General features: G+C 71.4%; 24 protein-coding genes and 3 pseudogenes. 8 read left to right on the top strand and 19 right to left on the bottom strand.

The window, feature by feature from the left end; genetic code table 11:
* Positions 1 to 348: 348 nt before the first annotated feature.
* Together ACFHWU_RS26105 and ACFHWU_RS26100 are read left to right on the top strand one after the other, a co-directional pair.
* The gene (locus ACFHWU_RS26105) at positions 349 to 930 is read left to right on the top strand and encodes a hypothetical protein (RefSeq protein WP_416591893.1); all 582 of its coding nucleotides are present in this window, start codon (positions 349 to 351) and stop codon (positions 928 to 930) included.
* 154 nt (positions 931 to 1,084) lie between these two features.
* Positions 1,085 to 1,681, top strand: coding sequence for a hypothetical protein (locus ACFHWU_RS26100; protein ID WP_416591892.1), 597 nt, complete (start codon positions 1,085 to 1,087; stop codon positions 1,679 to 1,681).
* Between the two features lie 193 nt (positions 1,682 to 1,874).
* Here ACFHWU_RS26100 and ACFHWU_RS26095 read toward each other — a convergent pair whose 3' ends face one another.
* Positions 1,875 to 2,081, bottom strand: coding sequence for a hypothetical protein (locus tag ACFHWU_RS26095; protein WP_416567805.1), 207 nt, complete (start codon positions 2,079 to 2,081; stop codon positions 1,875 to 1,877).
* A 117-nt stretch (positions 2,082 to 2,198) separates the two neighbouring features.
* On the opposite strand from ACFHWU_RS26095, the gene ACFHWU_RS26090 reads away from it, so the two are divergent.
* Entirely contained in the window at positions 2,199 to 3,725 is a 1,527-nt protein-coding gene (locus tag ACFHWU_RS26090; RefSeq protein WP_416591891.1) for a catalase, read from the top strand.
* Between the two features lie 54 nt (positions 3,726 to 3,779).
* Here ACFHWU_RS26090 and ACFHWU_RS26085 read toward each other — a convergent pair whose 3' ends face one another.
* On the bottom strand, positions 3,780 to 4,322 hold the full coding sequence (locus ACFHWU_RS26085) for a hypothetical protein (RefSeq protein WP_416591890.1): 543 nt from the start codon (positions 4,320 to 4,322) through the stop codon (positions 3,780 to 3,782).
* Complete coding sequence (locus tag ACFHWU_RS26080; RefSeq protein ID WP_416591889.1) at positions 4,315 to 5,658, bottom strand: molybdopterin-dependent oxidoreductase; 1,344 nt, start codon at positions 5,656 to 5,658, stop codon at positions 4,315 to 4,317. Before ACFHWU_RS26080 ends, ACFHWU_RS26085 begins: the two co-directional genes overlap by 8 nt.
* A gap of 115 nt (positions 5,659 to 5,773) precedes the next feature.
* On the opposite strand from ACFHWU_RS26080, the gene ACFHWU_RS26075 reads away from it, so the two are divergent.
* A complete protein-coding gene (locus ACFHWU_RS26075; protein ID WP_416591888.1) occupies positions 5,774 to 6,862 on the top strand; it encodes an NAD-dependent epimerase/dehydratase family protein in 1,089 nt (362 codons plus the stop codon).
* Positions 6,863 to 6,907: 45 nt separating this feature from the next.
* On the opposite strand, the gene ACFHWU_RS26070 is transcribed toward ACFHWU_RS26075, so the two are convergent.
* On the bottom strand, positions 6,908 to 8,302 hold the full coding sequence (locus ACFHWU_RS26070; RefSeq protein WP_416591887.1) for a hypothetical protein: 1,395 nt from the start codon (positions 8,300 to 8,302) through the stop codon (positions 6,908 to 6,910).
* Positions 8,303 to 8,446: 144 nt separating this feature from the next.
* Between ACFHWU_RS26070 and ACFHWU_RS26065 the strand changes: the two genes are divergently transcribed.
* From ACFHWU_RS26065 to ACFHWU_RS26055, 3 genes are read left to right on the top strand one after another with little or no spacing between them, the layout of a single operon-like run.
* Positions 8,447 to 9,121, top strand: coding sequence for a glycosyltransferase family 2 protein (locus ACFHWU_RS26065; protein WP_416556938.1), 675 nt, complete (start codon positions 8,447 to 8,449; stop codon positions 9,119 to 9,121).
* Positions 9,118 to 9,882 (top strand): TIGR04282 family arsenosugar biosynthesis glycosyltransferase, encoded by a 765-nt coding sequence (locus ACFHWU_RS26060; RefSeq protein ID WP_416591886.1) that lies wholly within the window; start codon positions 9,118 to 9,120, stop codon positions 9,880 to 9,882. The genes ACFHWU_RS26065 and ACFHWU_RS26060 overlap by 4 nt, the downstream gene beginning before the upstream one ends.
* Entirely contained in the window at positions 9,879 to 10,553 is a 675-nt protein-coding gene (locus ACFHWU_RS26055) for a class I SAM-dependent methyltransferase (RefSeq protein WP_416567811.1), read from the top strand. Before ACFHWU_RS26060 ends, ACFHWU_RS26055 begins: the two co-directional genes overlap by 4 nt.
* 4 nt (positions 10,554 to 10,557) lie before the next feature.
* On the opposite strand, the gene ACFHWU_RS26050 is transcribed toward ACFHWU_RS26055, so the two are convergent.
* The 13 genes and pseudogenes from ACFHWU_RS26050 to ACFHWU_RS25990 all read right to left on the bottom strand — a co-directional run bounded on the left by ACFHWU_RS26050 (position 10,558) and on the right by ACFHWU_RS25990 (position 22,523).
* Positions 10,558 to 10,788 (bottom strand): hypothetical protein, encoded by a 231-nt coding sequence (locus ACFHWU_RS26050; RefSeq protein ID WP_416591885.1) that lies wholly within the window; start codon positions 10,786 to 10,788, stop codon positions 10,558 to 10,560.
* A gap of 494 nt (positions 10,789 to 11,282) precedes the next feature.
* Positions 11,283 to 11,408 (bottom strand): annotated as a pseudogene (locus ACFHWU_RS26045) (TetR/AcrR family transcriptional regulator); the annotation flags it as partial.
* Between the two features lie 13 nt (positions 11,409 to 11,421).
* Positions 11,422 to 11,796 carry a sensory rhodopsin transducer gene (locus ACFHWU_RS26040; RefSeq protein WP_416556933.1) on the bottom strand — a complete coding sequence of 125 codons (375 nt, stop codon included), beginning with the start codon at positions 11,794 to 11,796 and terminating at the stop codon, positions 11,422 to 11,424.
* A 120-nt stretch (positions 11,797 to 11,916) separates the two neighbouring features.
* Positions 11,917 to 12,193 (bottom strand): annotated as a pseudogene (locus ACFHWU_RS26035) (type B 50S ribosomal protein L31).
* 84 nt (positions 12,194 to 12,277) lie between these two features.
* A complete protein-coding gene (locus ACFHWU_RS26030; protein WP_416591884.1) occupies positions 12,278 to 13,999 on the bottom strand; it encodes a TIGR03773 family transporter-associated surface protein in 1,722 nt (573 codons plus the stop codon).
* Positions 13,996 to 15,114: a WxL protein peptidoglycan domain-containing protein gene (locus ACFHWU_RS26025; protein WP_416556931.1), complete on the bottom strand. Its 1,119-nt coding sequence runs from the start codon at positions 15,112 to 15,114 to the stop codon at positions 13,996 to 13,998. The genes ACFHWU_RS26030 and ACFHWU_RS26025 overlap by 4 nt, the downstream gene beginning before the upstream one ends.
* Before the next feature lie 90 nt (positions 15,115 to 15,204).
* Positions 15,205 to 16,674, bottom strand: a complete 1,470-nt coding sequence (locus ACFHWU_RS26020) for a choice-of-anchor M domain-containing protein (RefSeq protein ID WP_416591883.1) — start codon at positions 16,672 to 16,674, stop codon at positions 15,205 to 15,207.
* Positions 16,675 to 16,768: 94 nt separating this feature from the next.
* Positions 16,769 to 17,686: an anchored repeat-type ABC transporter permease subunit gene (locus ACFHWU_RS26015; protein WP_416591882.1), complete on the bottom strand. Its 918-nt coding sequence runs from the start codon at positions 17,684 to 17,686 to the stop codon at positions 16,769 to 16,771.
* Positions 17,686 to 18,438, bottom strand: coding sequence for an anchored repeat-type ABC transporter ATP-binding subunit (locus ACFHWU_RS26010; protein ID WP_416556978.1), 753 nt, complete (start codon positions 18,436 to 18,438; stop codon positions 17,686 to 17,688). Before ACFHWU_RS26010 ends, ACFHWU_RS26015 begins: the two co-directional genes overlap by 1 nt.
* A gap of 26 nt (positions 18,439 to 18,464) precedes the next feature.
* Complete coding sequence (locus tag ACFHWU_RS26005; protein WP_416591894.1) at positions 18,465 to 19,376, bottom strand: choice-of-anchor M domain-containing protein; 912 nt, start codon at positions 19,374 to 19,376, stop codon at positions 18,465 to 18,467.
* 31 nt (positions 19,377 to 19,407) lie between these two features.
* Positions 19,408 to 20,982 (bottom strand): anchored repeat ABC transporter, substrate-binding protein, encoded by a 1,575-nt coding sequence (locus ACFHWU_RS26000; RefSeq protein ID WP_416591881.1) that lies wholly within the window; start codon positions 20,980 to 20,982, stop codon positions 19,408 to 19,410.
* 171 nt (positions 20,983 to 21,153) lie between these two features.
* Complete coding sequence (locus ACFHWU_RS25995) at positions 21,154 to 21,807, bottom strand: choice-of-anchor M domain-containing protein (RefSeq protein ID WP_416556927.1); 654 nt, start codon at positions 21,805 to 21,807, stop codon at positions 21,154 to 21,156.
* A 29-nt stretch (positions 21,808 to 21,836) separates the two neighbouring features.
* Positions 21,837 to 22,523: a choice-of-anchor M domain-containing protein gene (locus ACFHWU_RS25990; protein WP_416567817.1), complete on the bottom strand. Its 687-nt coding sequence runs from the start codon at positions 22,521 to 22,523 to the stop codon at positions 21,837 to 21,839.
* Between the two features lie 101 nt (positions 22,524 to 22,624).
* On the opposite strand from ACFHWU_RS25990, the gene ACFHWU_RS25985 reads away from it, so the two are divergent.
* A complete protein-coding gene (locus tag ACFHWU_RS25985; protein ID WP_416591895.1) occupies positions 22,625 to 22,813 on the top strand; it encodes a hypothetical protein in 189 nt (62 codons plus the stop codon).
* Between the two features lie 119 nt (positions 22,814 to 22,932).
* Here the strand turns inward: ACFHWU_RS25985 and ACFHWU_RS25980 are convergent, their stop codons facing one another.
* Together ACFHWU_RS25980 and ACFHWU_RS25975 are read right to left on the bottom strand one after the other, a co-directional pair.
* Positions 22,933 to 23,490, bottom strand: a complete 558-nt coding sequence (locus ACFHWU_RS25980) for a hypothetical protein (protein ID WP_416591880.1) — start codon at positions 23,488 to 23,490, stop codon at positions 22,933 to 22,935.
* Positions 23,491 to 23,689: 199 nt separating this feature from the next.
* Positions 23,690 to 23,980 (bottom strand): annotated as a pseudogene (locus ACFHWU_RS25975) (hypothetical protein); the annotation flags it as partial.

Here is a 23,980-nt window from a genome sequence, read left to right as displayed (position 1 = left end):
CCACACAACACCGGACGATCATGCGGTGGCCGTCTCCGTCGCCGCACATCCTGTCCGTCCACACCCCCACCGCACCGGTCAGGTCACGAAGTACGGCTGCCCTACTAGGTGTTCCTACAACCACACTGGCATCGATGTTGCTGAATTGGGTTCGCTCGTGCTGAAATGACTCACATCGCCGTAGCGTGGGGGCAACCGCGTTGACAGCGGCCAGCCGGGAGCATCGCAGCGTCGACAGCGCGGCACCTGACAGACACCCGCGCCGCGCCGCCCGACGGGCTGCCCCGTCGGCAATATCCACTCTGATCTGCCAAGGATCCGGATTCGGCGACGAAATGAGAAGTAGCCATGGTTGCACGGGAGAGATTCGCCAGGTGGTACCGAAACCGCGTTGCCTGGGTGGCGGTGATCCTGCTGGCGACGTCGGTCAGCGTGGTCGTACTGGTCGACTCGGCCGACCCCGACCTGGCACCGGCGGATCTGCGTGGACAGATCATGACCCGGATGCGTGCCACGCTTGAACAGGCGGACCCGGAGCAGCACAACCACGCCGGACACATCGTGCAGGCGGCCAACGGGGACGAGCCGGCACCGGCGGTGATCTGCGGGGTCCACATCTACGGCCACGAGCCGACCGACGTCGACACCCTCGCCGACGTACGGACCGTCTACGGCTTCCACCTGTGCGGGGTCGCCGGACCCGACCGCCCCTGGGACGTCGCCCCGAAGCTCGCCGGTCCGGTAATCGTGGACCTGTCCACCGAGCCACCGGGGATCCAGGTCGTCGAGGCCACCGCTGAGATCATGTTCGTCGACCGGCTGCGGCAGATGTTCCCGGCCAAGTACGCGGAGCTGGCAATGCAGGAGGCCCTGGCCGAATCGGAGATGGCCGATCTGCGTCTCCGCTACGACGCCGCAGCCGGACTCTGACCACGACGAGCGGAGCGCCGACGGCGCCGACGGACGTCCCGTGGTGGTCGGGACCTTAGTCCCGACCACCACGGGTGTTCCGCCTCAGGCGGCGGGAACCGCCAACGCGGGAAGCTGATCTCGTCACAGCGAGATGCGAGTCGCGGAGGCGACGATGACGACCATCCAGCACAGCAGCCACCGGTCGATCCAACGGCCCCTCGAGCACGCCGAACTCCCCGGCGCGATGCTGACCACCACCGCCGCCCGGGCCCTGGCCGTGCTGCGGATCTCCACCGGGTTCGTCTTCCTCTGGGCGTTCCTCGACAAGACCTTCGGATTCGGCTTCGCCACCCCGGCCGAGCGGGCCTGGGCCAACGGCGGCTCGCCGACCAAGGGCTTCCTCTCCTCGGTCGAGGTCGGCCCGCTGCAGTCGTTCTTCCACTCGATCGCCGGCACCTGGTGGGCCGACACCCTGTTCATGGCCGGCCTCGGTGCCATCGGCATCGCCCTGATCGCCGGCATCGGGCTGCGCGTCGCCGCCGCGTCCGGTGCCCTCATGATGGTGTTCATGTGGCTCGCCGAGTTCCCGCTCGATCGCGTCACCGCCAGCGGCGAACCCGCCCACGCCACCAACCCGCTGGTCGACTACCACATCGTCTACGCGGTCGTCCTGGTCGTCCTCGCCGCCGCGTACGCCGGCCACACCTGGGGTCTCGGCCGGCTCTGGGCGAAGCTGCCCTTCGTGCAGCGCAACCGCTGGATGATTTGACCTTTCCCCCCGATCGGTGTGCCGGACCACTCCCCGCGGTCCGGCACACCGGCGTCTGCGGTACCGCCGACCTGTCAGGCCAGCAGCTCTCGCCGATCCAGCTACCGGGCCCGCAGCCGGGCGGGATCGCGAACACCGCCGACCCGATCGGGGTCACCCACTCGTTGAACAGGTCGTGGTCGGCCAGCCGCTGCTAGATCGGCAGCCCGACCTCGTTCACCGCGCCGGTGAAGTCCGGTTCGTCGGTCTCCTTCTCGCCGGTCAGCGGTGCCCCGCCGGCCAGCCGCCGCCCGATCACCAGCTCCTTGTCGACCCGGCCCACGACGAGGGTCGAAACCATCGCTGCCGGGCTGCACACCGACCGGGTGCCGGCCGTGCCGGTCGGCACGGCCACCCGCATCGCCTGATCGGGGATCCGGTGTCGGGCCCGGCGGCCGAGCACGCAGGGCTGAGAGCGTCGTTGGTTGGGTATGGGTGCCAGTAGCGCACGGACTTGCCGCCGACCCGAGGAGAGCTCGTGACCGACCAGCGACAACGCCCACCGACCACCACCGACGCCGGGGTGCCGGTCGCCAGCGACGAGCATTCGCTCACCGTCGGCCCGAACGGCCCACTGCTGCTGCAGGACCACTACCTGATCGAGCAGATGGCGAACTTCAACCGGGAACGGATCCCGGAGCGGCAGCCGCACGCCAAGGGCGGCGGCGCGTTCGGCGCGTTCCAGGTGACCGGCGGCGTCAGCGCGTACACCCGGGCGGCGGTCTTCCAGCCCGGCACCGAGACCGAAACGATGGTCCGGTTCTCCACCGTCGCCGGGGAACGGGGCAGCCCGGACACCTGGCGCGACCCGCGCGGCTTCGCCGTGAAGCTGTACACCAGCGACGGCAACCTCGACATCGTCGGCAACAACACGCCGATCTTCTTCATCAAGGACCCGATGAAGTTCCAGCATTTCATCCGGTCGCAGAAACGCCGGGCCGACAACAACCTGCGCGACCACGACATGCAGTGGGACTTCTGGACCCTGTCGCCGGAATCCGCGCACCAGGTCACCTGGCTGATGGGCGACCGGGGCATCCCGCGAACCTGGCGACACATGAACGGGTACGGCAGCCACACGTACATGTGGATCAACACGCGGGGCGAGAAGTTCTGGATCAAATACCACTTCAAGACCGACCAGGGCATCGAGTTCTTCACCCAGGACGAGGCGGACCAGATGGCGTCGGCCGACACCGACTACCACCAGCGGGACCTGTTCGAGCACATCGCCGCCGGACAGTTCCCGTCCTGGACGCTGTACGTGCAGGTGATGCCGTTCGAGCAGGCCAGGACGTACCGGTTCAACCCGTTCGACCTGACCAAGGTGTGGCCGCACGGCGACTACCCGCTGCACGAGGTGGGCCGGCTGACCCTGAACCGCAACGTCACCGACTACCACACCGAGATGGAGCAGGCGGCGTTCGAGCCGAACAACGTGGTACCCGGCACTGGGCTGTCCCCGGACAAGATGCTGCTGGCCCGCGGGTTCAGCTACGCTGACGCGCACCGCGCCCGGCTCGGCGTCAACTACCGGCAGATCCCGGTCAACTCGCCCAAGGTGCCGGTGCACAGCTACTCGAAGGACGGCGCGATGCGCGTGCGCAACGTCACCGACCCGGTGTACGCGCCGAACTCGTACGGCGGACCGCAGGCGCAGCCGAATCTCACCGACGACGGCGGCACCTGGTACGCCGACGGCGAGATGGTCCGGGCGGCGTACTCGTCGCACGCCGAGGACGACGACTGGGGGCAGGCCGGCACCATGGTTCGCCAGGTGCTGGACGACGCGGCCCGCGACCGGCTGGTCGACAACATCGTCGGGCACCTGCTCAACGGGGTGAGCGAACCGGTGCTGCAACGTGCCTTCGGGTACTGGCGCAACGTCGACAAGAACATCGGCGACCGGGTGGCCGCCGGAGTGCGGGCCAAGCAGGATGAAAAGGATCCAAAAGCGGCCAAGCAGGCCAATCCCGCTCGGTCGGGCATGCAGGCCAAGGCCTGACCCGTGGCGGTACGGCGGACCGGCGGACCGGCGGACCTCGACCCGACGCTTTGATCATCGGCGGTCCCGCAACTGGACGCGGTACAGGCGGACGGCGAGCCACAGCCCGCTGACGGCGAACATCGCGACGCTGGCCAGCAGCCAGCGAGTCAGGTACGGCTGCTGGGTCAGGCCGGTCGCGGCGGTGAACGTGCCGCCGCCGAGCCGCAGGATGCCGGGCAGGTAGACGACGAACAGCAGCGCCGCGCCGAGCGCCGGCACCCGGACGTGGTTCGCCACGGACAGCCGGGCCGGACGGCTACCGTTCCCGACATCCGCCTGGGCCGCGGTCGCGGACCGGGTGGCGGCGGCGGACCGGGTCGCGGTGAGCAGCGCCCGGTCGGCGGCCGCGTAGACCGGGAACATGACCAGGTCGTGCACGATCACTGCGGCCACGAACCAGATCAGCATCCGTACGGCGGTCGCCTCGCCGGCCAGCCGCAGCACCACCCAGCCGGCGACCGCGAAGCATCCGACCAGCAACAGCAGGTGCCACCACGGCGCCCCATAGCCGGCCCGGAGCCGCCCGGCCACCAGCTGCCCGCTCCGGTCACCCATTGCCGTCACCGTCGCCGCTGAACTCGATGGTCGCCACCCATTTGGTGCAGTGCACGCCGGGCAGCGCCGGCACGATGATCCGGGCCGGAAAGCCGTGGTCGAGGGAGAGGTCGACGCCGTTGACCCGCAGCGCCAGCAGCGAGTCGGGGTCCAGCACCTGGTTGGCCTGCAGGGTCGCCTTGTTGAACAGGCCGCCGCGCTGGATCGAGGTGACCCGGGCCGACGCCGGCTCGGGCACTCCGGCCTCGGCGGCCAGGTCGCGCAGCCGTACCCCGGTCCAGGTCTGCAGGGTCGACCAGCCCTCCACACACGCGATCGGCAGCCGGGCGGTGTGCGACGGCATGCCGAGCAGCTGTTCCCGGCTCAGGCTCACCACCCGGCCGTCGTCGCCGAGCAGCTCCAGGCGCCAGCCGTCGCCGGTGTCGGCCGGCCGGATCCCGGCCGCCGCGGCGGTGCGGTTGACCGGGAAGCCGTTCGGTCCGTCACCGGCCGGTCGGCCACGGGGCAGCAGCAGGGCCAGCCGCCGCCACGGGCCGTCCAGGCTCTGCCCGACGGTGAGCACGGCCAGCAGCAGCGACCCGCCGCCGACCAGGGCGAGCGCTCCCCGGCGGCTGATCGTCGCCGGGGCGGGCCGCGGGGCGACCAGGCCGTCCGGATCGGGCGGCTCGGGCGGCTCGGGCCGGGTGTCGGCCCGCGAGGTGCGCAGTTCGGCACGCAGCGGCCGGGACCGCAACGCGGTGATCATCCGGGGCAGCTTGAGTACGACGTGGACGACGAACGCGGCGGTGAACACCCACGCCCCGAAGTAGTGCGCGGTGTAGAAGTCGAACCCGAACAGGTACGCGTACTGCACGTTGAGCACACCGGTGACGGTCTGGAACAGGATTCCGCCGACCAGCAGCAGCAGGGAGATCCGCTCCAGTGCCTGCGCCGCCGACCGCACCGGCGGCCAGGCGAACAGTTTCGGAATCACCGACCACAGTTTGGCCAGGATCACCGGGATCAGCGCGATCCCCAACGCCACGTGCAGGCCCTGGCTGACCCGGAACAGCCAGGACGGGCGGGTCGGCCAGTCGAAGTACGGCAGCCGCAGCCAGCCGACGTCGCGCGGAAACGCCTGACCGAACTGCGGCCCGTAGGCGATGTAGTCGAGCAGCCCGGTGATCATCACGACTGGCAGGCCGATCAGCAGAACGAGGCCGAGGACCGAGGTCAGCCAGGGGCCGCGCAGCGGACTGCGCCAGCGGTGGGCAACGTCGAACGGGCCGGCGGAGGTGGGACCGGCGGAGGCGGGGCCGGAGCCGGGGTCCGGTGCCGGATCGGTGGTGGCGGCCATGTACCGGGACGCTAGTTCGCCACGACCGGGTCAGGGCCCGGTTCGACGATTACGGAATTCTGACGGCTGGCCGGAACCGGACCGGCGACCTACCGGCCGGCCATACCGTGAGCGGATGCGGATACTGCTCACCGGCGCGGCCGGGTTCATCGGATCGCACGTCGCCGACCTGCTGGTCGACGAGGGACACGAGGTGGTCGCGCTGGACGCGCTGCTGCCGCAGGCACACGGCGACGAGCCACCCGACTGGGTCCGCCGGCACGACCTGGTACGCGGCGACGTTCGCGACGGCGAACTGTTGGACCGGCTGCTGCCCGGCGTCGACGTGGTCTGTCACCAGGCGGCGATGGTCGGCCACGGCCTCGACCCGTCGGACGCGCCGTCCTACGCCGGGCACAACGACTACGGCACCGCGGTACTGCTGGCCGCGATGCACCGGGCCGGCGTGACCCGACTGGTACTGGCCAGCTCGATGGTGGTGTACGGCGAAGGCCGCTACACCTGTGCCGGGCACGGCGTCGTCCGGCCGGCGCCACGCCGCCCTGACGACCTGGCCGCCGGCCGGTACGACCCCCGCTGCCCGCAGTGCGCCGGTGAACTCCGCTGGACACGGGTGCCGGAGGACGCACCGCTTGAGCCGCGCAGCACCTACGCGGCGAGCAAGCTCGCCCAGGAGCATCTGGCGGCGGCGTGGGCGCGGCAGACCGGCGGCGGTGGCTGGGCGCTGCGCTACCACAACGTCTACGGCCCCCGGATGCCACGCGACACCCCGTACGCGGGAGTGGCGTCGCTGTTCCGGTCGGCGTTGGCCGGCGGGCGGGCACCGCAGGTGCTCGAGGACGGCCGGCAGCAGCGGGACTTCGTCCACGTCACCGACGTGGCCTGGGCAAACCTGCTGGCCATGGTCGCCGACCAGCCGGCCGGCATGGTCCCGGTGAACGTCTGCTCGGGTGAACCGCACCCGGTCGGTGAGCTGGCCCGACAGCTGGCGGCGGCGATGGGCGGGCCGGCGCCGGCGATCGTCGGCGGTGCCCGGCCGGCGGACGTACGGCATGTGGTGGCCGACCCGGGTCGGGCGGCGCGACTGCTCGGCTTCACCGCCCAGGTCGGTTTCGCCGACGGAGTAACCGCGTTCGCCACCGACCCGCTGCGGGAGTCGGCCGCGCTGCCGCGTGAACCGGCTGCCCTGCCGGTGCCGGCCTGAAGCCGGATCCCCGGCCGGCGCTACTGGCGCCGGCCGGGGATCCGGTCAGGAGAAGGTCAGCAGCAGGTGGTTGACGGCCAGCGCGGTCGTCGCCTGCCCGGCCAGCCACCAGCGGCGTGCGCCGGCCGGCAGGTGGGCCGTGGCGACCAGCAGCCACACCACGAACGGCAGCCAGATCCGCTCCACCTCGGCCTTGCTCAGCCCGGACAGGTCGGCCGCGACGATCGCGGCGGCCGCTGTCAGCGGCAGCACCACCATCGGTCGCGCGGCGGCCCGCAACCCGGCGAGCAGCCGCCGCCCGCGGGACACGCCGGCCGCCGGTATCGTCGGGGCGGCCCGGCGTACCGCCTGCTGGGCCGCCCCGATCGTGCGCCGCAGCGCCGGCCCGACGACCAGGCCGGCGGAGAGCAGCATCGCCGCCAGGTTGGCCCACACCCAGTAGCTGTACGGACGCTCGGCCGCCCAGCCCTGGTAGTACCGCTCGACGACCAGTTGATAGCCCTCCCACCACCAGAAACCGGCGGCGGTGAACGCGGCCACGACGGCCACCACCCCGGTGCCGGCGATCAGCAGCGCCGGCAGGAACCGGCCGGGCCGCGTCACCAGCACCGCCAACGCCAACGGCCCGACCAGCACGAACCCGTACGACAGGTAAAGCGCGAAGCCGAGCAGCAGGCCGCCGGTGAGCAGCGCCGCCGGGTGGCGGGCGGCCAGCAGGGCCAGCCCGGCGGCGACCACCCCGGTGAACACCCCGTCGCCGGACGAGCCGATCCACACCGCGCCGGGCAGCAGCACCAGGAACGGCAGGACGGTGCGGGCGGCGTCCTCGGCGCCGAGCCGACGCAGCGTCGCCGGCACGCTGACCACCATCGTCGCGCCGATCAGGATGCAGGCCAGGCCGGCCGCGGTGCCACCGCCGAGGCCGATCCGGTCCAGCCAGACGAAGACCAGCAGCGCCCCCGGCGGGTGGCCGGCGGTGTGCGTGGACCAGGAGCCGGGCTGGAAGTCGATGATCCGGTCACTGAAACCGGCCAGCATCACCGGGATGCTGGTGACTCGGTGCACCTCGTGCAGGTACTCGGCCTGGTTGGTGAGGCGTTCGGTGACCCCGGCGGTCCAGCCGTCGATCAGGGCCAGCGACAGAATCCAGGCCACCGCGGCGAGGTACCCGACGCTGAGCAGCCGCGCCCAGCCGGCGGTGCGCGCCCACCGTACCCCCCAACCGACGACCACGACGGCGACCGCGACGGCGAGCGGCGTGCCCCAACCGACGTGCGGACGCCAGAACGCGTACAGCGGTGCGGTCTCGGCGTAGAGTCCGACGCCACGCCGGTTGAGCACCACACCGACGACGACGGCGGCGGCGATCAGCGCCAACTCGACCCCGAGCACGGTCAGGTCCGCACGGCCGGACCGCCGGGTGGCGGATTCTGGTGTCATGACCAACGGACGGTACGGCCTGCGCCGGCACCCGGGCCGGGCAACGGCCAGACCGTAACCCTCCGGTAAGAATTGCCGCCCGTAAGACTTCCGTAAGCGCGGAACGCCACCCGGTCGGGGGCGGTTCGTCCTAGCGTCGGCGGTATGCCGACACCGATCGACGTGGTGCTGCCCTGCCTCGACGAGGCAGCCGCCCTGCCGGGCGTACTCGCCGCGCTGCCGCCCGGCTACCGGGCGGTGGTGGTGGACAACGGGTCCCGGGACGGGTCCCAGCAGGTGGCCGCCGCACACGGCGCGCGGGTGGTGCACGAGCCGCGGCGCGGGTACGGGGCCGCCGTGCACACCGGCCTGCTGGCCGCCGAGACCGAGCTGGTCTGCGTACTCGACGCGGACGGGTCGTTCGATCCGACGGAGCTGCCGGCGCTGGTGCGTCCGGTCGCCGACGGGCACGCCGAGCTGACCGTGGGACGCCGCCGACCGGTGTCGGCGCGGGTCTGGCCCTGGCACGCCCGGGCCGGTACGGCGCTGGTCGCGGCGCTGCTACGGCAGCGCGGCGTACCGCTGCGGGACCTCAGCCCGATCCGGGTGGCTCGCCGCGAGGCGCTGCTCTCGCTCGGGGTCACCGACCGGGCCTTCGGCTACCCGTTGGAGCTGATGATCCGGGCCGCCGGTGCCGGGTGGCGCATCGTCGAGCTGGACGTGACGTACGCGCCCCGGGCGGCCGGCACCCGTTCGAAGGTGTCCGGCTCGGTACGCGGCACGCTGCGGGCGACCCGCGACTTCGGTCGGGTGTTGCGCACCGTGGACGGTACCCGGTGACCGTCCTGCTGGTAATGGCGAAGACACCGGTGGCCGGGCTGGTGAAGACCCGGCTCTGCCCGCCGGCCACCCCCGGGCAGGCTGCCCGGATCGCCACCGCCGCGCTGCTGGACACGATGGACGCGGTCCGCGCGGTCCGCGCGGCCGGCGCGGTGACGCCGGTGCTGGCGCTGGCCGGCCGGCTGACCGACGCCGACGCGTACCCGGGTGCCGCTGAGGAGCTGGTCGTGGCGACTGCCGGCTGGCGGGTACTGCCGCAGCGCGGGGACGGGTTCGCCGACCGGCTGGCCAACGCGCACGCCGACGTGGCGGCGGCGTACCTGGGTCGGCCGGTGCTGCAGATCGGGATGGACACTCCGCAGCTGACCGGCGCGGCACTGACCGCCGCCGTCGAGACGCTGACCGACGCCGGTGGGGCACCGACCAAGGCGGGTGGGGTGCGGGCCGGCACCGGCGCGGTGCTCGGTTGGGCGGCCGACGGCGGCTGGTGGGCGCTGGGTCTGACCGATCCCCGGCATGCCGAGGTGCTGCGGCGGGTGCCGATGTCGACCTCGCACACCGGGCGCGACACCTGGTCGGCGCTGCGCGCGCGAGGGCTGCGGGTCGCGCCACTGCCGGTGCTGCGCGACGTCGACGAGTGGCGCGACGCGCTGGCGGTGGCCGACGCGGTCCCCGGCAGCCGGTTCGCCGGCCAGGTGGCGGCGGTGGGCGTGCCGGCCCTGGCCCGGATACCGGTGCCTGCCGTCGGGGCGCGACGGTGACCGCCAGCGTGCCCGGCCGGTACGCGGCGGACCACGGTTTCGCCGCCGCGCTGCTGGCTCCGGCGGCCGGCGGACACTGGCTGGTGCAGGGTGACGGGGTCCGCTGGCGGCTGCCGGTGGAGCGCTGGCACGGGCCGGTGGAACCGACGACCGATGCGGTGGTGGCCCGGTGCTGTGGCCCGACCCTGGACCTGGGCTGCGGGCCGGGCCGGGTCACGGTGGCGCTGACCCGGGCCGGGGTGACCGCCGTCGGGGTGGACGTGTCGGCCCGAGCGGTGGCGCTGACCCGGGCCCGGGGCGGGGTGGCGATCCACCGTGACCTGTTCGACCGGCTGCCCGCCGAAGGCCGGTGGCGGCACGCCGTACTGCTGGACGGCAACATCGGCATCGGCGGCGACCCGGTGGCGCTGCTGCGCCGGTGCCGGTCGTTGCTGCATCCGCTGGGCACCCTGCTGGTGGAGCTGGATCCGCCCGGGGTCGGGCTGTGGCGCGGGTACGCGCACGTGGTCAGCACCGCCGCCGGAGGCCGGCCCCGGCTGGGGCCGGCGTTCCGGTGGGCACGGCTGGACACCGACGCGGTACGGGCCGCTGCGGCCGCCGGTGGGCTGACCGTCCGGGAGGTTTTCCGCGACGCCGGCCGGTGGTTCGGCGAACTGGCGGTGTCGCGGTGAGTGGCTACCGCCCGCCGGCGGACACCGCGCCGTCCGACACCGGGCCGTCCGACACCGGGTAGCGCAGCACCAGTGGATCGGCCGACAGATCGGCCCGGGCGAGGAACTCGCGTACCTGCGGTTCGACGGCCGGTCCGGTCAGCGCGGCGAACCGCTGAAGCATCGACGCGACCGCGCAGACCACGGCGAGCTCGACCAGTTCGTCGGCGTCGAAGTGGTCGATGGCCGGCTGCACCTGCCGCCGGGGGTCACCTGTCGCTGTTCTTCCTGGAACACCGGCGACTGCCGGAGCGACAGTGGCGTACCCGGGCGGCGGAGCACGTTGCCGCCGTGGGGGACAACACGCTCGCCGGCATCGGCGCGGCACCGGCACCCGGCACCGCCGCCCAGGTGGACCGGCCGCCTGCCCCACCGAGTTGATCTTCCGTTGGTCGCAGACGTCGTTCAGCCACTGACGCCCGACGCTCACCACCGGGCGCGACGTTGCTCGGGTGACTGACGATCCCCTGCGTACCCACCAGCCGGAACACTCCGAGACCCGGGATCCGGCCATGCGCACGCCGCTGCAGGCCGAGACGGTCGAGCTGACCGGCCCGGTCGACCGGTTCAGCGTCGAGGTCGACTTCGCGGCCCGGTTCCAACCGGTTCGCACCGGTGCCGCCGGCCGCTCCCCGGCCGCCGGTCGCGGTGCTGCGCCACACCACCGTCGGCTACTGGCGGTTCGACTCGGCCGGCTTCGGCGACCAGTGCCGCCACCCGCTGCTGGAACTCGGCCTTCTGCGCCCGGACGAACCCGGCGACGCGCGGCGTGGTCCCGCCCAGTTCGCCGAAGGTGTTGATGAACAGGCAGCCACGGATACGCCGGCCCTCACCCGGCGTACGGGGTCGCGTCGGTCAACGCCACCACCCCCGGCAACCGGGTGTCCTGCCGCTGGAACTGCACCACCACCGGCTCCGACGAGGTCAGTACGCAGCCGAACGGTCGGCCCAGCCGGATCGGCTCCGGGTCGACGAGGTCGTTGAGCCGGGCGTGCCGGATCCGGCGCGCCCACACCACCCAGCGGTACGGCCCCGCCGGCTCCTGATCGTCGTAGTACACGGTCAGCTCGACCTCGGCATCGACGTCGCCGGCGTTGAGCAGGCAGAGCTGGTCGAAGCTGGTGAACTCCGGCTCGTCGCCGTTGCTAACCGGCGGGATCCGTCCCCCGGCCACCGCCCAGACGCGGGCACCGATGCCAGCCATCACGCCTCCTCGCCGGCCGCTGCCGCTACGGTCGCGACTACCAGCGCCTACCGGCTACCCGGCGACCGGCGCGGCTAACCCGGCCACGACCACCGGGAAGCGCGGGGGCGGCTGCTCACGCTAGCCGGCCGTAGCGTCGCCCTCCGGGCGCTTCTTCCGGGCGTACTTGGCACGAAGCTTCTCCACTCGACCGGCGCTGTCCAGCAGGCGCTGCCGACCCGTTCAGAACGGGTGGCTGGCCGAGGAGATCTCCACGTCGACCACCTAGTACGTCTGGCCGTCGGTCCACTCGATCGTCTTCTGGCTGGTCGCGGTCGATCGGGTCAAGAACGCAAAGTCCGCACTTCGATCCCGGAAAACCGCACCTAGGGTGGATATCAGGCTTCCTCCCCGGCACGGACCAGCACGTGACAGCCGAGTCGCATGCCGACCACACGCATGGTCCCGACTGTGGCCCCGACATGGTGTCCCACGGCGATCACTACGACGAGCACTGATCGGCGCGTCGCCGACGCGTCGCGAACAGCACCAGCGCGCCAGCGATCACCAGGATGGCTCCGGTGGCCGGCAGGTGCCACGACGATCCGGTCCGCGGCAGTCTCCCGTCACCGGAGCCACCACCCGGGTTGTCGTCGCCGCCGGGCCCGAAGCCCGTGTCCGGGTCCGTCGCGTCACCGATCGCCACGGTGAGCGAGCGCGAGTCGGTGACCGTCGATCCTGACGACGTAGTGGCCGACATCTCGAAGGCCAGCCGGTAGATGCCGGGCTCGCTGAACGCCCAGTTGCCGTGGGCGTGCGTGTTGATCGGGATGTCGAGCTGCTGCGGCAGCCGGGCCGACGAATCGAACAGCACCTCGGATTCGCCGAACGACCCGGTCAGGAACAGCGCGAACCGGCCGGGGCCGTCGACACCGGTAAAAGTCCAGGTGACCGGGCCACGAACCCCGGCCACGACCGACGGATGCTGCGTGTTCCAGCCCGGCCAGACGATCCCGGAACGCTGCCCCTGCGGCAACAGCCACACCTCGTCCCCGGGCGCACCGAGGAAGTCGGCGTCGTCCGGAACGGTGATCTTCGCGTTGTCCATGACGTGCAGCACCACGTCGGCGAGCTCGCGCCACACCGGGGGCGAGACGGTGTCGTCCTTGAGGCGGATCGTCCAGTTCGCGCCGCCGGTGAGATCCGGACCCATGTCGACATGACCGTCGTCAATCACCACCCGCGACCCGTCCTGCTGAGCCGCTGCGGCGAGCGGCGGCGCGGCGCTGGTCGCCGCCGGTGCGGCACCCGCCGCCAGCGCCCGCGCGGGGGTGCCGGCCGACGGCGAATCGGCACCGAGCGGTACGCCGTCGCCCGAGGCGGCACCGGACACCCTCGCCAGGTCTGCCGCAGGAGCGGGAGCCGGGGCCGGCACCGGCCGGGTGTCTGCGGGGTCGGGCCGCGCTTCGTCGAGCCGCGGCACCAGCACCCGATAGTCGGCGTCGGCCGTCACCTCGGTGCCGTTGGCCAACGTCGCGGCCGCCGACAGCGTCAGCCGGTACTCGCCTGCGGCGTCGAAGAGCCAGACCAGACCGCCGGTCCTGGTCGCTGTCGGAAGCCGGGCGGTACGCGGCATCGCGTCGAGGGTGCCGAACAACGGCGTCGGCTGGCCGAGCCCACCGAGGGTATAGGCGGCGAATCCACCCGGGCCGTCGACCTGACGCAGCGACAGCTCGATGGTGTCGCCGCGGACCGCCCCGCGGGGCAACGCCCTCGTGTCCAGGTACGAAAAATCGGTGTCGCCACCGGTCAGTGCCCACATCAGCCGACCGGGCGTTCCGAGGAACCGGAATGCTGGATGGTCAGGTGTCCGCACCGCCACGCCGCCCGCCGGTCCGAAGACCACCGTCGCCGGCTGCCGGCCGACGCCGGAAGTTCCTCGACCAGTCACCGACTCCGCGCGGGCCGGCCCGGACGCCACTCGGGTGACCACCGACAGCGTCTCGCCGTCGATCGCGACCGCCACCAGGTCGGCCCCGGCAGCGCTCACCGACAGAGACGTCGGCGGCACGGTAGGCGGCGGAGACGTCGGCGGCACGGCGGTCGCGGGTGCGGCGGTCACCGGGGCCGGCGCGGTCAGGGCCGCGGCCAGTGCACCGATAGCCAGCACCATGGCGCACCGGCGACGCGTCGCCGCACCGGTGTGGCGGTGGATCATCATCATGAGGTCCCCTGGGTCGTCTTGTCGTCAGTGGCATCGGTGACCGCGCGGTTGCGTACGGCCTCGGCGCGACCCTGTTCGCGCGCGGCGGCGACGGCCTGTTCCAGCTGTGCTGCCCGCCGTCGCCGGGCGTGGCGGCGGCGGGCGACGACCAGCCAGCTGGCCAGCCCGATCACCAGCAGGATCACCAACTGCGGCCAGGGGACGGCCCACACGTCGCTTTCGCCGATCATGGTCGCCGGAGCCGGGTCGAGCACCTCGTCGGTGACGGCGGTCGGTGCGACGGTGAGCCGCGCGCCGAGCCGGAACATCGGCGGTACGCCGGCGGCTCGGATCGTGGTCCGGAAACTTTCGCCGGGCAGGATCTCCGGCAGCGAATCGCCGTCGACGCTGCGCCCGGCCAGCCCGAACGGTCCGGCGACGGTCAGCTGCGGCTGCCCGGTGAGCCGTACGTTGCCGGTGTTGCGCACGGTGAAGCTTGCCGTGACGGTGCCGCCGCCGATCGGATTCCAGGTGCCTTCGTACGTCGTCGACAGGTCCCCGACGTCCAGACCCGGCTGGAGTTCCCCGGTGACCCGTAGGTAGATCCGGGAGCCGACCCGGTGGTCGACCGCCACCTGGTTGCCCTCGGCGTCGGTGCCGGTGCCGGTGAGCGACGCGACGATGCCGCCGGGGTGGTCGCCGGGAGTGGCGTTGTCCGGCACCGCGATCGTGAACGGCACGTCCAGCCGCGACATCGACGGCACGGTGAAGGTGCCGGACTCGAACGTCACCCAGGCACCGACGTCGACCGGTTCCCCGGTCGCCGGCAGCAGGTCGAAGCCGCCCTGTTCGGTGGTGAACGCGTCGCTGGCGTACACGTCGAGGGTGATCGGCTGGTCGGAGTGGTTCGTGATCGCCACGTAGTCGGTGAGAGTGGCACCCGGATCCAGTTTGTACTCGAACGCCGGCCGGCCGTTCGGCCCGTCGGGGCTGGACGGAGCGACGCCCCAGGTGAGGGACTGCGCCGCGAGGGGCGTGTAGCTCGGCGATCCGACCGTCGCCGGGCCGGCGACCGGGCCCGTCGACACGACGGCGACGGCGAGGAAACCGGCGAGCAGGGCTGCTGGCGTACGCATGCGGGGTGGTCCGTTTCGCGGAGGGCGTGGGACGGGCCGGGTGACGAGGCGGCACGGTGTCGTCGCCCGGCCCGTTCCCTGGTGCGATCCTCAGATCGCGGTGAGGGTGAGAGTCGCGGTGTAGGTGCCGGGCACGGTCTCGGTCGGCAGACGCAGCTGCAGGCCGGCCGACAGAGTCGCGGTGCCCCGGCCCACGCCGGTCGGTGCCGAGCCGAGAACGGCACTGCTGCCGAGTCCGCCGCCGACGCCGACGACGTATGGCTCGACGACCGGTCCGGCCACGACGCCCTGACCAGCGGACTGGTCGACCACCTGCGGGGTCCAGCCGAGGTAGCCGGAGCTGAAGGTGGCACCGTCGGGGCCGGTGAAGTTGTCCGGCAGCTGACCGCCGGCGCTCCAGCCGGGGGCGCCGGCCCGGGTGTCGGTGACGGTGACCGGGCGCAGGCTTCCGGTGCTCTCCCAGCTGTCACCACCGCTGGTCAGCTGCGCCGGCGGCAGGACGACGCTGCGGTCGTCCGGGTCGACGCTGATCACCAGTGCGCCCTGGGTGGGGTCGATCGACGCGGTGATGGTCTGCGAGGCCTCCGGGTCGGTCGGGGTGAAGGCCACCCAGAGCCAGACCTCCGCGCTGATCGCGACGACGCTGTGGTTGTCGTCGTAGAGCTTCACCTGGTATTCGCAGGCGTTGAGCTCGCGGGTGGCGGTGAAGCTGTAGGACGCGCCGGCCTCGCCTCCGATGATGGCGAAGTCGTCGCTGCCGGGGCAGCGGCTGAACCAGTGGTAGTGGTCCAGCTCGGTCTGCGGGGTCTGCATCGCCTGCAGGGTGACGGTGTCGCCGGGCTGGTACTCGTCGGCCATGCCGGCGATGCTCAGCACGGTCTCGGGACCGGTGCCGTCGAGCTCGCCGACCACGAACGCGTAGTCGACCGGGCCGGTGCTGACGGTCGTGCCGTCGGTCAGCGTCGCGTCGGCCTGGAAGGTCAGCGTGTAGGCGCCCAGCGCGCTGAACGCCCAGTTGGCGTGCGCATGGGTGCGGATCGGTACGTCGATGGCGTCCGGCAGGCCGTCGTCGCTGCGGAACTTCATGATCGGGCCGCCGAAGCTGTCCTGGGTGAATACCCAGACGGCGCCTGGTCCGGTGACCTCGACGAGGCTCAACTGGACCTTGTCGCCGGCGAAGACGCCGGAGCCGAGGGTGGTGGTGTTCCAGCCGGGCCAGAGCAGGTCCGGGTCCTGGGTCAGCGGCAGCAGCCAGATCTGCGATCCGGCCGGCCCGAGGAAGGCGAACCGGGGGTCGTCCGGCACGGCCGTGGCCGCTTCGGGCAGCACCTGGAAGGTCACGTCGGCCGGGTCGCGGTTGACCGACGGGCTGACCGTGTCGTCGTGGACCTCCAGGGACAGTTCACCGTCGTGGTAGTGGACGTCGACCGCGTCGGCGTGGCCCTTGGCGAGCACCACCTGCTCGGCGGCAGCCGCAGCGGTCGGCACCAGCAGCACACCGCCGGCGATCACCGCCGCGCCGGCCAGGGCCGCGAGGGTGCAAGCACCTGTCGTTCTCATTCTTGGTTCCTCCCTCGCCCGCACTGTGGACCGGTACGGGACGTGGTCGTGACGGGACGGAAGCCCCACCAGACCGTAACGACAATCGTTTTCATTATCCTATCGGCCGTTCGGCCACCTCTGCCAGCACCGGTGTGACCTGCGCCTCGTCGGGCCCTGCCGGCTGCCGCCGCCAGCGGGCGACCAGACCGTGACGCGGGGCGAAGACCCAGGCCAGCAGGAACACCCCGGTCGCCACCAGCACGACCGTGCCGCCTACCGGCAGGTCGTAGCTCCACGACAGGTACAGCCCCACCAGCGCCGAACCGCCGCCGATCACCGGGGCGAGCAGCATCATCACGCCGAGCCGGTCGGTGAGCAGCCGGGCCGCCGCCGCCGGAGTGATCAGCAACGCCAGGACCAGGATGTTGCCGATCGTCTGCAACGAGATCACCACAGCCAGGGTGACCAGCACGTACAGCCCGATGTCCAGCCAGAAGACCGGCAATCCGACCGACCGGGCGGACTCCCGGTCCAGGCTGACCGCGACCAGCTCCTTGTGCAGCAGGAACAGCGCGGTCAGGATGGCCAGCCCGGTGAAGCCGACCGTGTAGAGGTCCCGGTCCGGGATGCCGGTGATCGAGCCGAACAGGAACTGCTGCAGCGAACCGGCGTACCCCGGCGCCTGCGAGATGATCACGATGCCCAGGGCGAAGGCGGCCACGAAGAACACCCCGATCAGGGAATCCTCCTTGAGCCGGCGACGCTGGGCGAACACCGCGATCAGCAACGCGGTCACGATCCCGGCGACCGCGCCGCCGAGCACCAGGCTGCCCTGCAGCACGAAGGCGACCGCCAGCCCGGGGAAGACCGCGTGCGCCACGGCGTCGCCGATGAACGCCATCCCACGCAGCACCACGTAGCAGCCGACCACTCCACAGACCACGCTGGACATGACCGCGATCAGCAGCGCCTTCGGCAGGAACGCCAAGTCCGGATTGAACAGGTCGGCGACGAACTCGGTGATCGGCATCAGCCGGTCCTCTCGCTGGACGCGGCGGCCACGGCCGCGGTGTCGACGCCGACCAGACGCAGCAACGGTGACCGTTCACTGATCCCGAACGTCCGCATCCACAGCTGCGGATCCCGCAGGTCGGTCGGCTTGCCCTCGGCGATCACCCGCCGGTTCAGCAGCACCAGCCGGGAACAGGCATCCATCGCCCCGATCAGGTCGTGCGTGGTCATCAACAACGGCGTACCCTCGGCCGCCAGGCCGGTGAACAGCTCACCGAGCAGCTCCTGAGTGGGCATGTCCAGCCCGGTGAACGGCTCGTCGAGCAGCAGCAACGCCGGCTGCAACGCCAACGCGCGGGCCACCAGCACCCGCTGGCGCTGGCCGCCGGACAACTCGGCGACCGGCCGGCGGCGCAGGTCGCCCAGGCGTACCCGGTCGATCGCCTCGGCGGTGGCCCGCCAGTCGGCCGCCCCCGCTCGCCGCAGCAGGCCGATCCGACCGGTACGGCCGCTGAGCACCGCCTCCTGCACCGAGATCGGGAACTCCCAGGCGAACTCGTGCCGCTGGGGCACGTACCCGATCGCGCACCGCCCCGGCCGGCTCGGCACCCCGTCGACCAGCACCTGCCCGGACCGGATCCGGATCAGCCCGAGCACCGCGCGCAACAGCGTTGTCTTGCCGGCGCCGTTGGGCCCGATCAACCCGACCAGCTCCCCCGGGTCGACGTGCAGCCGGACACCGCGCAACACCGGGCGGCCACCGAGGTCCACGTCGAGATCGTGTACGGCGAGCGCGGTCACGAGCCGGCACGCTCCTGTTCGACCCGACGCCGTACCGCCCGCCCGCGCAGCACCACGACGACCAGCGCGCCGGCCAGCACGACGGCGACCACGACGAGGCCGATGACCGGCCACGGTCCGGTGCCACCGACGTCGTCGGCCGACGCGGCGTCATCCGACCCGGCGGGCGGCAGTGCCGCGACCTCGCCGGGTTGCGCGGCCAGCGCCTCGTCGGTGCTGGTCGCGTCGCCGACGGCGAAGCGTAGGTGCCGGGTGGCCGAGACCCGCTCGCCACCAACCAGGTCGGCGCTGGCCCGGACGGCGATCAGGTACACACCGGGGGCGGTGAACACCCAGTTGGCGTGGGTGTGGGTGTTGACCTCGACCCACATCGGCTGGCCGGGCGGCTCGGTGGAGCGCCACAGCACCTGCGGTTCGCTGAACGTGCCGTCCTGCAGGTACATGACGACCTCGCCCGGACCGTCCACGTCGGCCAGCTCCAGGGTCACGCCCCGGTCGATGGTCTGCATCACCCGGGGGTCCTGGGTGTTCCAGCCGACCCACACCACGTCAGGGTGCTGCACCTGCGGCACCACGTGCACGTCAGTGCCGGCCGGTACGCCGAGGAAACCGTACGTCGGATCGTCCGGGACGGCCCGCAGCGCGGCGTCGGTGACCTGCAGCACGGTCCGGTCCGGATCCCGCCACACCGGCGTCGCGGCGTCGTCGTGGATCAGCAGGGTCCACTCGTCGTCGACGTAGCGCGGCCCCAGGTCGACGTGGCCGGCGTCGAGCACGGCCGGTTCGGCGGCCACCGGCTGATCCGGGGCGATCGACTGGTCCAGCGCCGGATCGGGCGATGACGGCTGGGCAACGGGCGATGCGGGCTGGGCGGCCAGCGTCATCGCCAACAGCGCGGAGACGGCCATCGACAGACCGATCGACTTCACTGATGCCTCCTCATGGTGCCAGGCAGTCGAGCAGCGACTCGGCGTTGAACCGCATCAACTCGATGTAGCTGGTCACCCGGTCGTCGAAGGTGTCGCCGTAGATTCCGCAGACCCGCACGTCGAGGTCGTCGGCCAGTTCGGTCAACGTCGACGACCGCGACCGCAGGTTGGGCTCCAGGAACACCGCCGGCACCCGCAGGTTGCGGATCGTCTCGGTGAGCCGACGCCGGTCGGCCAGGCTCGGTTCGGCCGCCGGATGTGGCGTGACGAAGCCGGAGATCTGCACGTCGTACGCGGCCCCGAGGTAACCGAACGCGTCGTGGGTGGTGATCAGGTGTCGTCGGCCGGGCGGGATTCGCGCGATGGTCTGGCGGACGTGGTCGTCGAGCGCCGACAGTTCGGCGATGTAGGCGGTGGCGCGCTGGCGGTACTCGGCGGCACCGGCCGGGTCTACGCCGGTCAGGGTGTCGCGGATCAGCTCGACGTAGGCGATCACATTGCGGACGTTCTGCCACAGATGCGGGTCGATCTCACCATGTACGTGCTTGCCGAGCACGGCCTGTGGCAGCTGGAAGATCTCGGTGCCGGGGCGGCCGAGGAACCGGAAGTCCCGCCCGGCCGGTACCTGGGCGCGGGCCTTGTTCGGCACCTCGATGACGGTGTCGCCCGGGTCGTGCACCTGCTGGTGAATACCACCGTCGGCGTGCGGGTCGGCGTACAGGTACAGCGCCGGTTCGCCGCGCGCCGCCGCGTCGAGGTCGACGGTGATGTCGGCGTGCCCGCCGCGCAGCACCTCGGCGCCGGCCATGCCGGGCACGCTGTGCGGGTCAACGCCGACGGCGAAGGTGAAGGCCTGTTCCCCGAGGGCGACCGGGCGGCTGTCGGGGCTGACCGCCAGCCGCGCCGACATGGTGAGCCGGTAGACGCCCGGCTCGGTGAAGGCCCAGCTCATGTGGGTGTGCGCGTCAGCCGGCAGGGTTGCAGTGTCGGCCCGGTAACCGGTGGCGGCGTCGAACCCGTCGGCCGAGTCGAGGTAGACGGCCGGGTTGCCGAACGGCTCGGTGAGGTAGGCGGCCATCGTGCCGGGCCCGGTCACGGCGGTGCTCTGCAGCAGGATGTCGGAGGCCCGGTCGGCGCCGTAGGTCTCGCCGGTGCCACGTACCCGCATGCCGAGCCAGATGGTGTCGAGCGCGACGTCCTCGACCAGCGGGATGATCTCGGCGGCGTACTTGACGGCACCTTCGGCGAGGGAGATGTTCGGTACGCCGCCGGGCAGGTTGGCGTCGAGCGCCTTGATGATCGCGTGCTCCTCCAGCAGCAGGTAGTTGCTGAAGGCGACGTCGGCGTAGACGACGTTACGGACGTCTCGCAGCGACGGCTCGTACGAGTGGGGGTCGGCGCCGTCGGGGACGAGCGAGGCGACCGCGACCCGGTCGCCGCCGACGTTGTCGACCAGGTCCCGGAGAATGCCGGTGGTGGTGACGACCTGGAGACGGTCGTCAGCGGCGCTCAGCGTCGGCGGGGCCGCGCAGCCGGTCAGGCCGACCGCCAGCAGGACCGACCCGACGAGTCCCCGTACACGCACTGTCCCACCTGCCTCCGCATCGTCCCCTGCGCACCGCACAGTAACGCAAACGATAACCGTTGTCATCTCGATTGAAGCGTCCGGCCGGTGCCACAAAGGTGACGATCAGCACCGGCCGGACGATGGGTCGAGGGACACCCGCCGGATCGTCTGCCGGGGGTCGGCAGAGGGTCAGCCGACCTCGAAGGTGAACTCCTCGGTGGCGCTCACCGACTGCCCGTTCGACGCCCGTACGCCACTGACCTCGAACGTCGCCACGTACGTGCCGGCAGCGTCGAAGCCCCAGTTGACGTGGGCGTGGGTGTTGCGGTTTACGTTCAGGCTGTCCGGCAGCCCGTTGCCACTGTCGAACAGCACGGTGGGGGTGCCGCCGGAGGCGGTGAAGACGCTGAACCCACCAGGCCCCTGCACGTCAGTCAGCTTGACCGTGACCCGGTTGAACTGCAGGGCGCCGCTGGCCACCCCGGTGGTGTCCCAGCCGGCCCAGATCAGGCCGGCGGTGTTGGTCTGCGGCAGGACGTAGGCGTACCCTCCGGTGCCGAGGAACGACCACGCGGAACTGGACGGCACGGCGGTGTACGCGGCGGACGGCACCACGAAGACCACGGTGGACGGATCCCGCTCGACGAAGGTCGACCCGGTGTCGTCACCGACGGTAAGCTCGATCGGCCCGCCCGCGACGTGATCGATGTCCAGAACGTCGACGTGGCCGCTGGTCAACTCGATGGCCGTGGCCTGCGCCGCCGCCGGTACGGCGACCGCGAGCGCCGCCGCGAGCATGCTCGACGCGACCGCCGCCAGCACCCGACGGGTGGAGGTGTTCATCACGCTGCTCCCTTCCGATCCGGCCCGAATCAGGGCAGGACGACGAATCGCAGGTAGACCGAGTCGGACTCGACGACGGTCGTGGTGCCGGCCAGGGTGGCGCTGGCCTTGACCTTGAGCAGGTACACGCCGGCCTTGCTGAACGCCCAGTTGACGTGCAGGTGCTCGCCGACCGACAGGTCGACGACGTCCGGCAGCCCGTCGCGGCTGTTCGCCAGCACCGTCGGCAGGCCGAACAGGTCCTCGGTGTAGATCGCCATCTTGGCGGAGCTGGGGGCGCTGATCAGCTGCTGCACGGTCAGGTCGACCGAGTCGCCCTCGAAGACGCCCGCTTCCAGTTCCTCGGTGGCGATGCCGGCGAACAGCAGGTCCTCGTTCTCCACCTGCGGCAGGATCCACACCGGCGTGCCGGCGGTGCCGAGGAAGGCGAAGGCCGGGTCGCTGGGAACAGTGGTCTTCGCCTCGGGCTTGACGACGAAGATCACATCGTCGTGGTGGCGGTGCTCGCCGGGCTCGACGGTGTCGTCGTGGACGCCGGGCTCCAGCTCGCCGTCCTCGTACTCCACTTCGATCACGTCGACGTGGCCGGCGGACAGGACCACCGGCAAGCCAGCGCCGTGGGCCTGCGCCGGCGCGGCCGAAACGACCAGTGCGGCGATCATCGCCGATGCGGTGACGAGTGCACCGGTGGCCCGACGGCGGGTTGCGGTCAACACGAGACAGACTCCCTCCCGGTGATCCCCGATGGACCACCGGGAGCTAACGGTAATCGTTTTCATCTAGCTGCGATAGGGGTCTGTACTGTCTGGCTCGACACATGTCCATGTTCGTCCAGCCCACCGAGGTGTTCGTCCAGCTCACTGGGATCCCACTCAGGAAACGGATCCGGCAACGTGCTCCAAGCGCCCAGCCCGGCCGCCAGTCCCGCACCGCCGCCGCCAGTTCCGTGCCGGTGAGTAGCGCGGCGTCCAGTGCCGTACGCCGCCAGTCCACGCTGCTGCAGTGACTCCCCGGCCCGCAACTGGGCGATCAGGTGGGGCGCGTCGACCAGGGTGACCATGGTGTCCAGCCGGGCGATCTCAACCAGCAGGTCGTCGCGCAGGGCGTCGATCCAGTCAGCGGGATTCAGGGTGACGAGGACCCGGTGTCGTTGATCGCGTACGAGTCGTGGCGGTTGCCGGTGACCGGGTCGCAGACCCAGGCGAGCGCGCCGTCGAGGGCGCGGGCGGCCTGGACGCTCATGCCCGTGGTCTTGTGCTTGCCGGAGTACAGACAGCGGTGCGTGCGCCACGACCAGCAGGGAAGCAGCGTGCCGTCGACGATGTACTGGTCGGTCGGGTCGAGCTCGTCGGCCGTCGGCACCTGCACGTTCTGCCCGCACATGTGTTTCTTGCCGGAGAACGGGCCGTGGTGGTCCTCGCGTTCGCCGACCGGGGCGACGAACCCGTCGACCAGCACACCGTCCCGGTGAGCCTGGTCGAGACGCTGATCGACCTCGGGTCGGGTGACCCAGCGCAGGATCGGCCGTAGAATCTGGTGATGGCGGGTGATGGTCGCCTGGGAACAGCCGAGGACCTCGCCGAGGACCTCGTCGGGCAGGTTGTGCCGCAGCCCGAACAGTACCGCGATCACCGCCGTGGGCAGCGGCAACACGTGCGGACGCCCGACCGGCGGGTCTCCCACTCATCGCCGACGATCTCACGTACCCTGCCGATCAGGTCGGCGAGCCGGTCAGCGGGAAGTCCTGTCATACATTCACAGGCAGCGACTGGCCCTCGATCAACTTCACCACGAAAGATGATCTACAAGATCCCGGCCGCTGCGTCTACTCCGGACACTCCCCCGTGATGCGACCGACTTCAAATCTCACCCAGCTTAACATTCATGAGGGTCGACCAAGTTTTAAATGACCCTTCTGGCGTCCCGCACCGGAAACTCGCCTACATAATCGGGCGAGTGACTCGATATTCTTTTCGGCGGTCTTGGTCCAGGTGAACGGTCTCGGGTTGGTGTTCCAGTCGGCGATCCAGGAACGGATGTCGGCTTTCAGGGCTTGGACGCTCTTGTGGACGCTGCGCCGGATCTTCTGTTCGGTGAGGTGGCCGAACCAGCGTTCGTCGGGTAGCCCCGGCGCATTGCTGCGCCGGGGCCCCCTCAGAACCGGCCATGCCCG

Origin of the sequence: Micromonospora sp. LOL_015 (assembly GCF_048060275.1) — a bacterium.
Lineage (GTDB): Bacteria > Actinomycetota > Actinomycetes > Mycobacteriales > Micromonosporaceae > Micromonospora_E.
This window is presented reverse-complemented; position numbering and strand designations above follow the sequence as displayed.

Excerpts from the sequence above, each read along its gene's own strand:
- ACFHWU_RS26105 (WP_416591893.1), top strand. The coding sequence starts at position 349 with ATGGTTGCACGGGAGAGATTCGCCAGGTGGTACCGAAACCGCGTTGCC.
- ACFHWU_RS26100 (WP_416591892.1), top strand. The coding sequence starts at position 1,085 with ATGACGACCATCCAGCACAGCAGCCACCGGTCGATCCAACGGCCCCTC.
- ACFHWU_RS26095 (WP_416567805.1), bottom strand. The coding sequence starts at position 2,081 with ATGCGGGTGGCCGTGCCGACCGGCACGGCCGGCACCCGGTCGGTGTGC.
- ACFHWU_RS26085 (WP_416591890.1), bottom strand. The coding sequence starts at position 4,322 with ATGGGTGACCGGAGCGGGCAGCTGGTGGCCGGGCGGCTCCGGGCCGGC.
- ACFHWU_RS26080 (WP_416591889.1), bottom strand. The coding sequence starts at position 5,658 with ATGGCCGCCACCACCGATCCGGCACCGGACCCCGGCTCCGGCCCCGCC.
- ACFHWU_RS26075 (WP_416591888.1), top strand. The coding sequence starts at position 5,774 with ATGCGGATACTGCTCACCGGCGCGGCCGGGTTCATCGGATCGCACGTC.
- ACFHWU_RS26070 (WP_416591887.1), bottom strand. The coding sequence starts at position 8,302 with ATGACACCAGAATCCGCCACCCGGCGGTCCGGCCGTGCGGACCTGACC.
- ACFHWU_RS26065 (WP_416556938.1), top strand. The coding sequence starts at position 8,447 with ATGCCGACACCGATCGACGTGGTGCTGCCCTGCCTCGACGAGGCAGCC.
- ACFHWU_RS26040 (WP_416556933.1), bottom strand. The coding sequence starts at position 11,796 with ATGGCTGGCATCGGTGCCCGCGTCTGGGCGGTGGCCGGGGGACGGATC.
- ACFHWU_RS26030 (WP_416591884.1), bottom strand. The coding sequence starts at position 13,999 with ATGATGATGATCCACCGCCACACCGGTGCGGCGACGCGTCGCCGGTGC.
- ACFHWU_RS26025 (WP_416556931.1), bottom strand. The coding sequence starts at position 15,114 with ATGCGTACGCCAGCAGCCCTGCTCGCCGGTTTCCTCGCCGTCGCCGTC.
- ACFHWU_RS26020 (WP_416591883.1), bottom strand. The coding sequence starts at position 16,674 with ATGAGAACGACAGGTGCTTGCACCCTCGCGGCCCTGGCCGGCGCGGCG.
- ACFHWU_RS26015 (WP_416591882.1), bottom strand. The coding sequence starts at position 17,686 with ATGCCGATCACCGAGTTCGTCGCCGACCTGTTCAATCCGGACTTGGCG.
- ACFHWU_RS26005 (WP_416591894.1), bottom strand. The coding sequence starts at position 19,376 with ATGGCCGTCTCCGCGCTGTTGGCGATGACGCTGGCCGCCCAGCCCGCA.
- ACFHWU_RS25995 (WP_416556927.1), bottom strand. The coding sequence starts at position 21,807 with ATGAACACCTCCACCCGTCGGGTGCTGGCGGCGGTCGCGTCGAGCATG.
- ACFHWU_RS25985 (WP_416591895.1), top strand. The coding sequence starts at position 22,625 with ATGTCCATGTTCGTCCAGCCCACCGAGGTGTTCGTCCAGCTCACTGGG.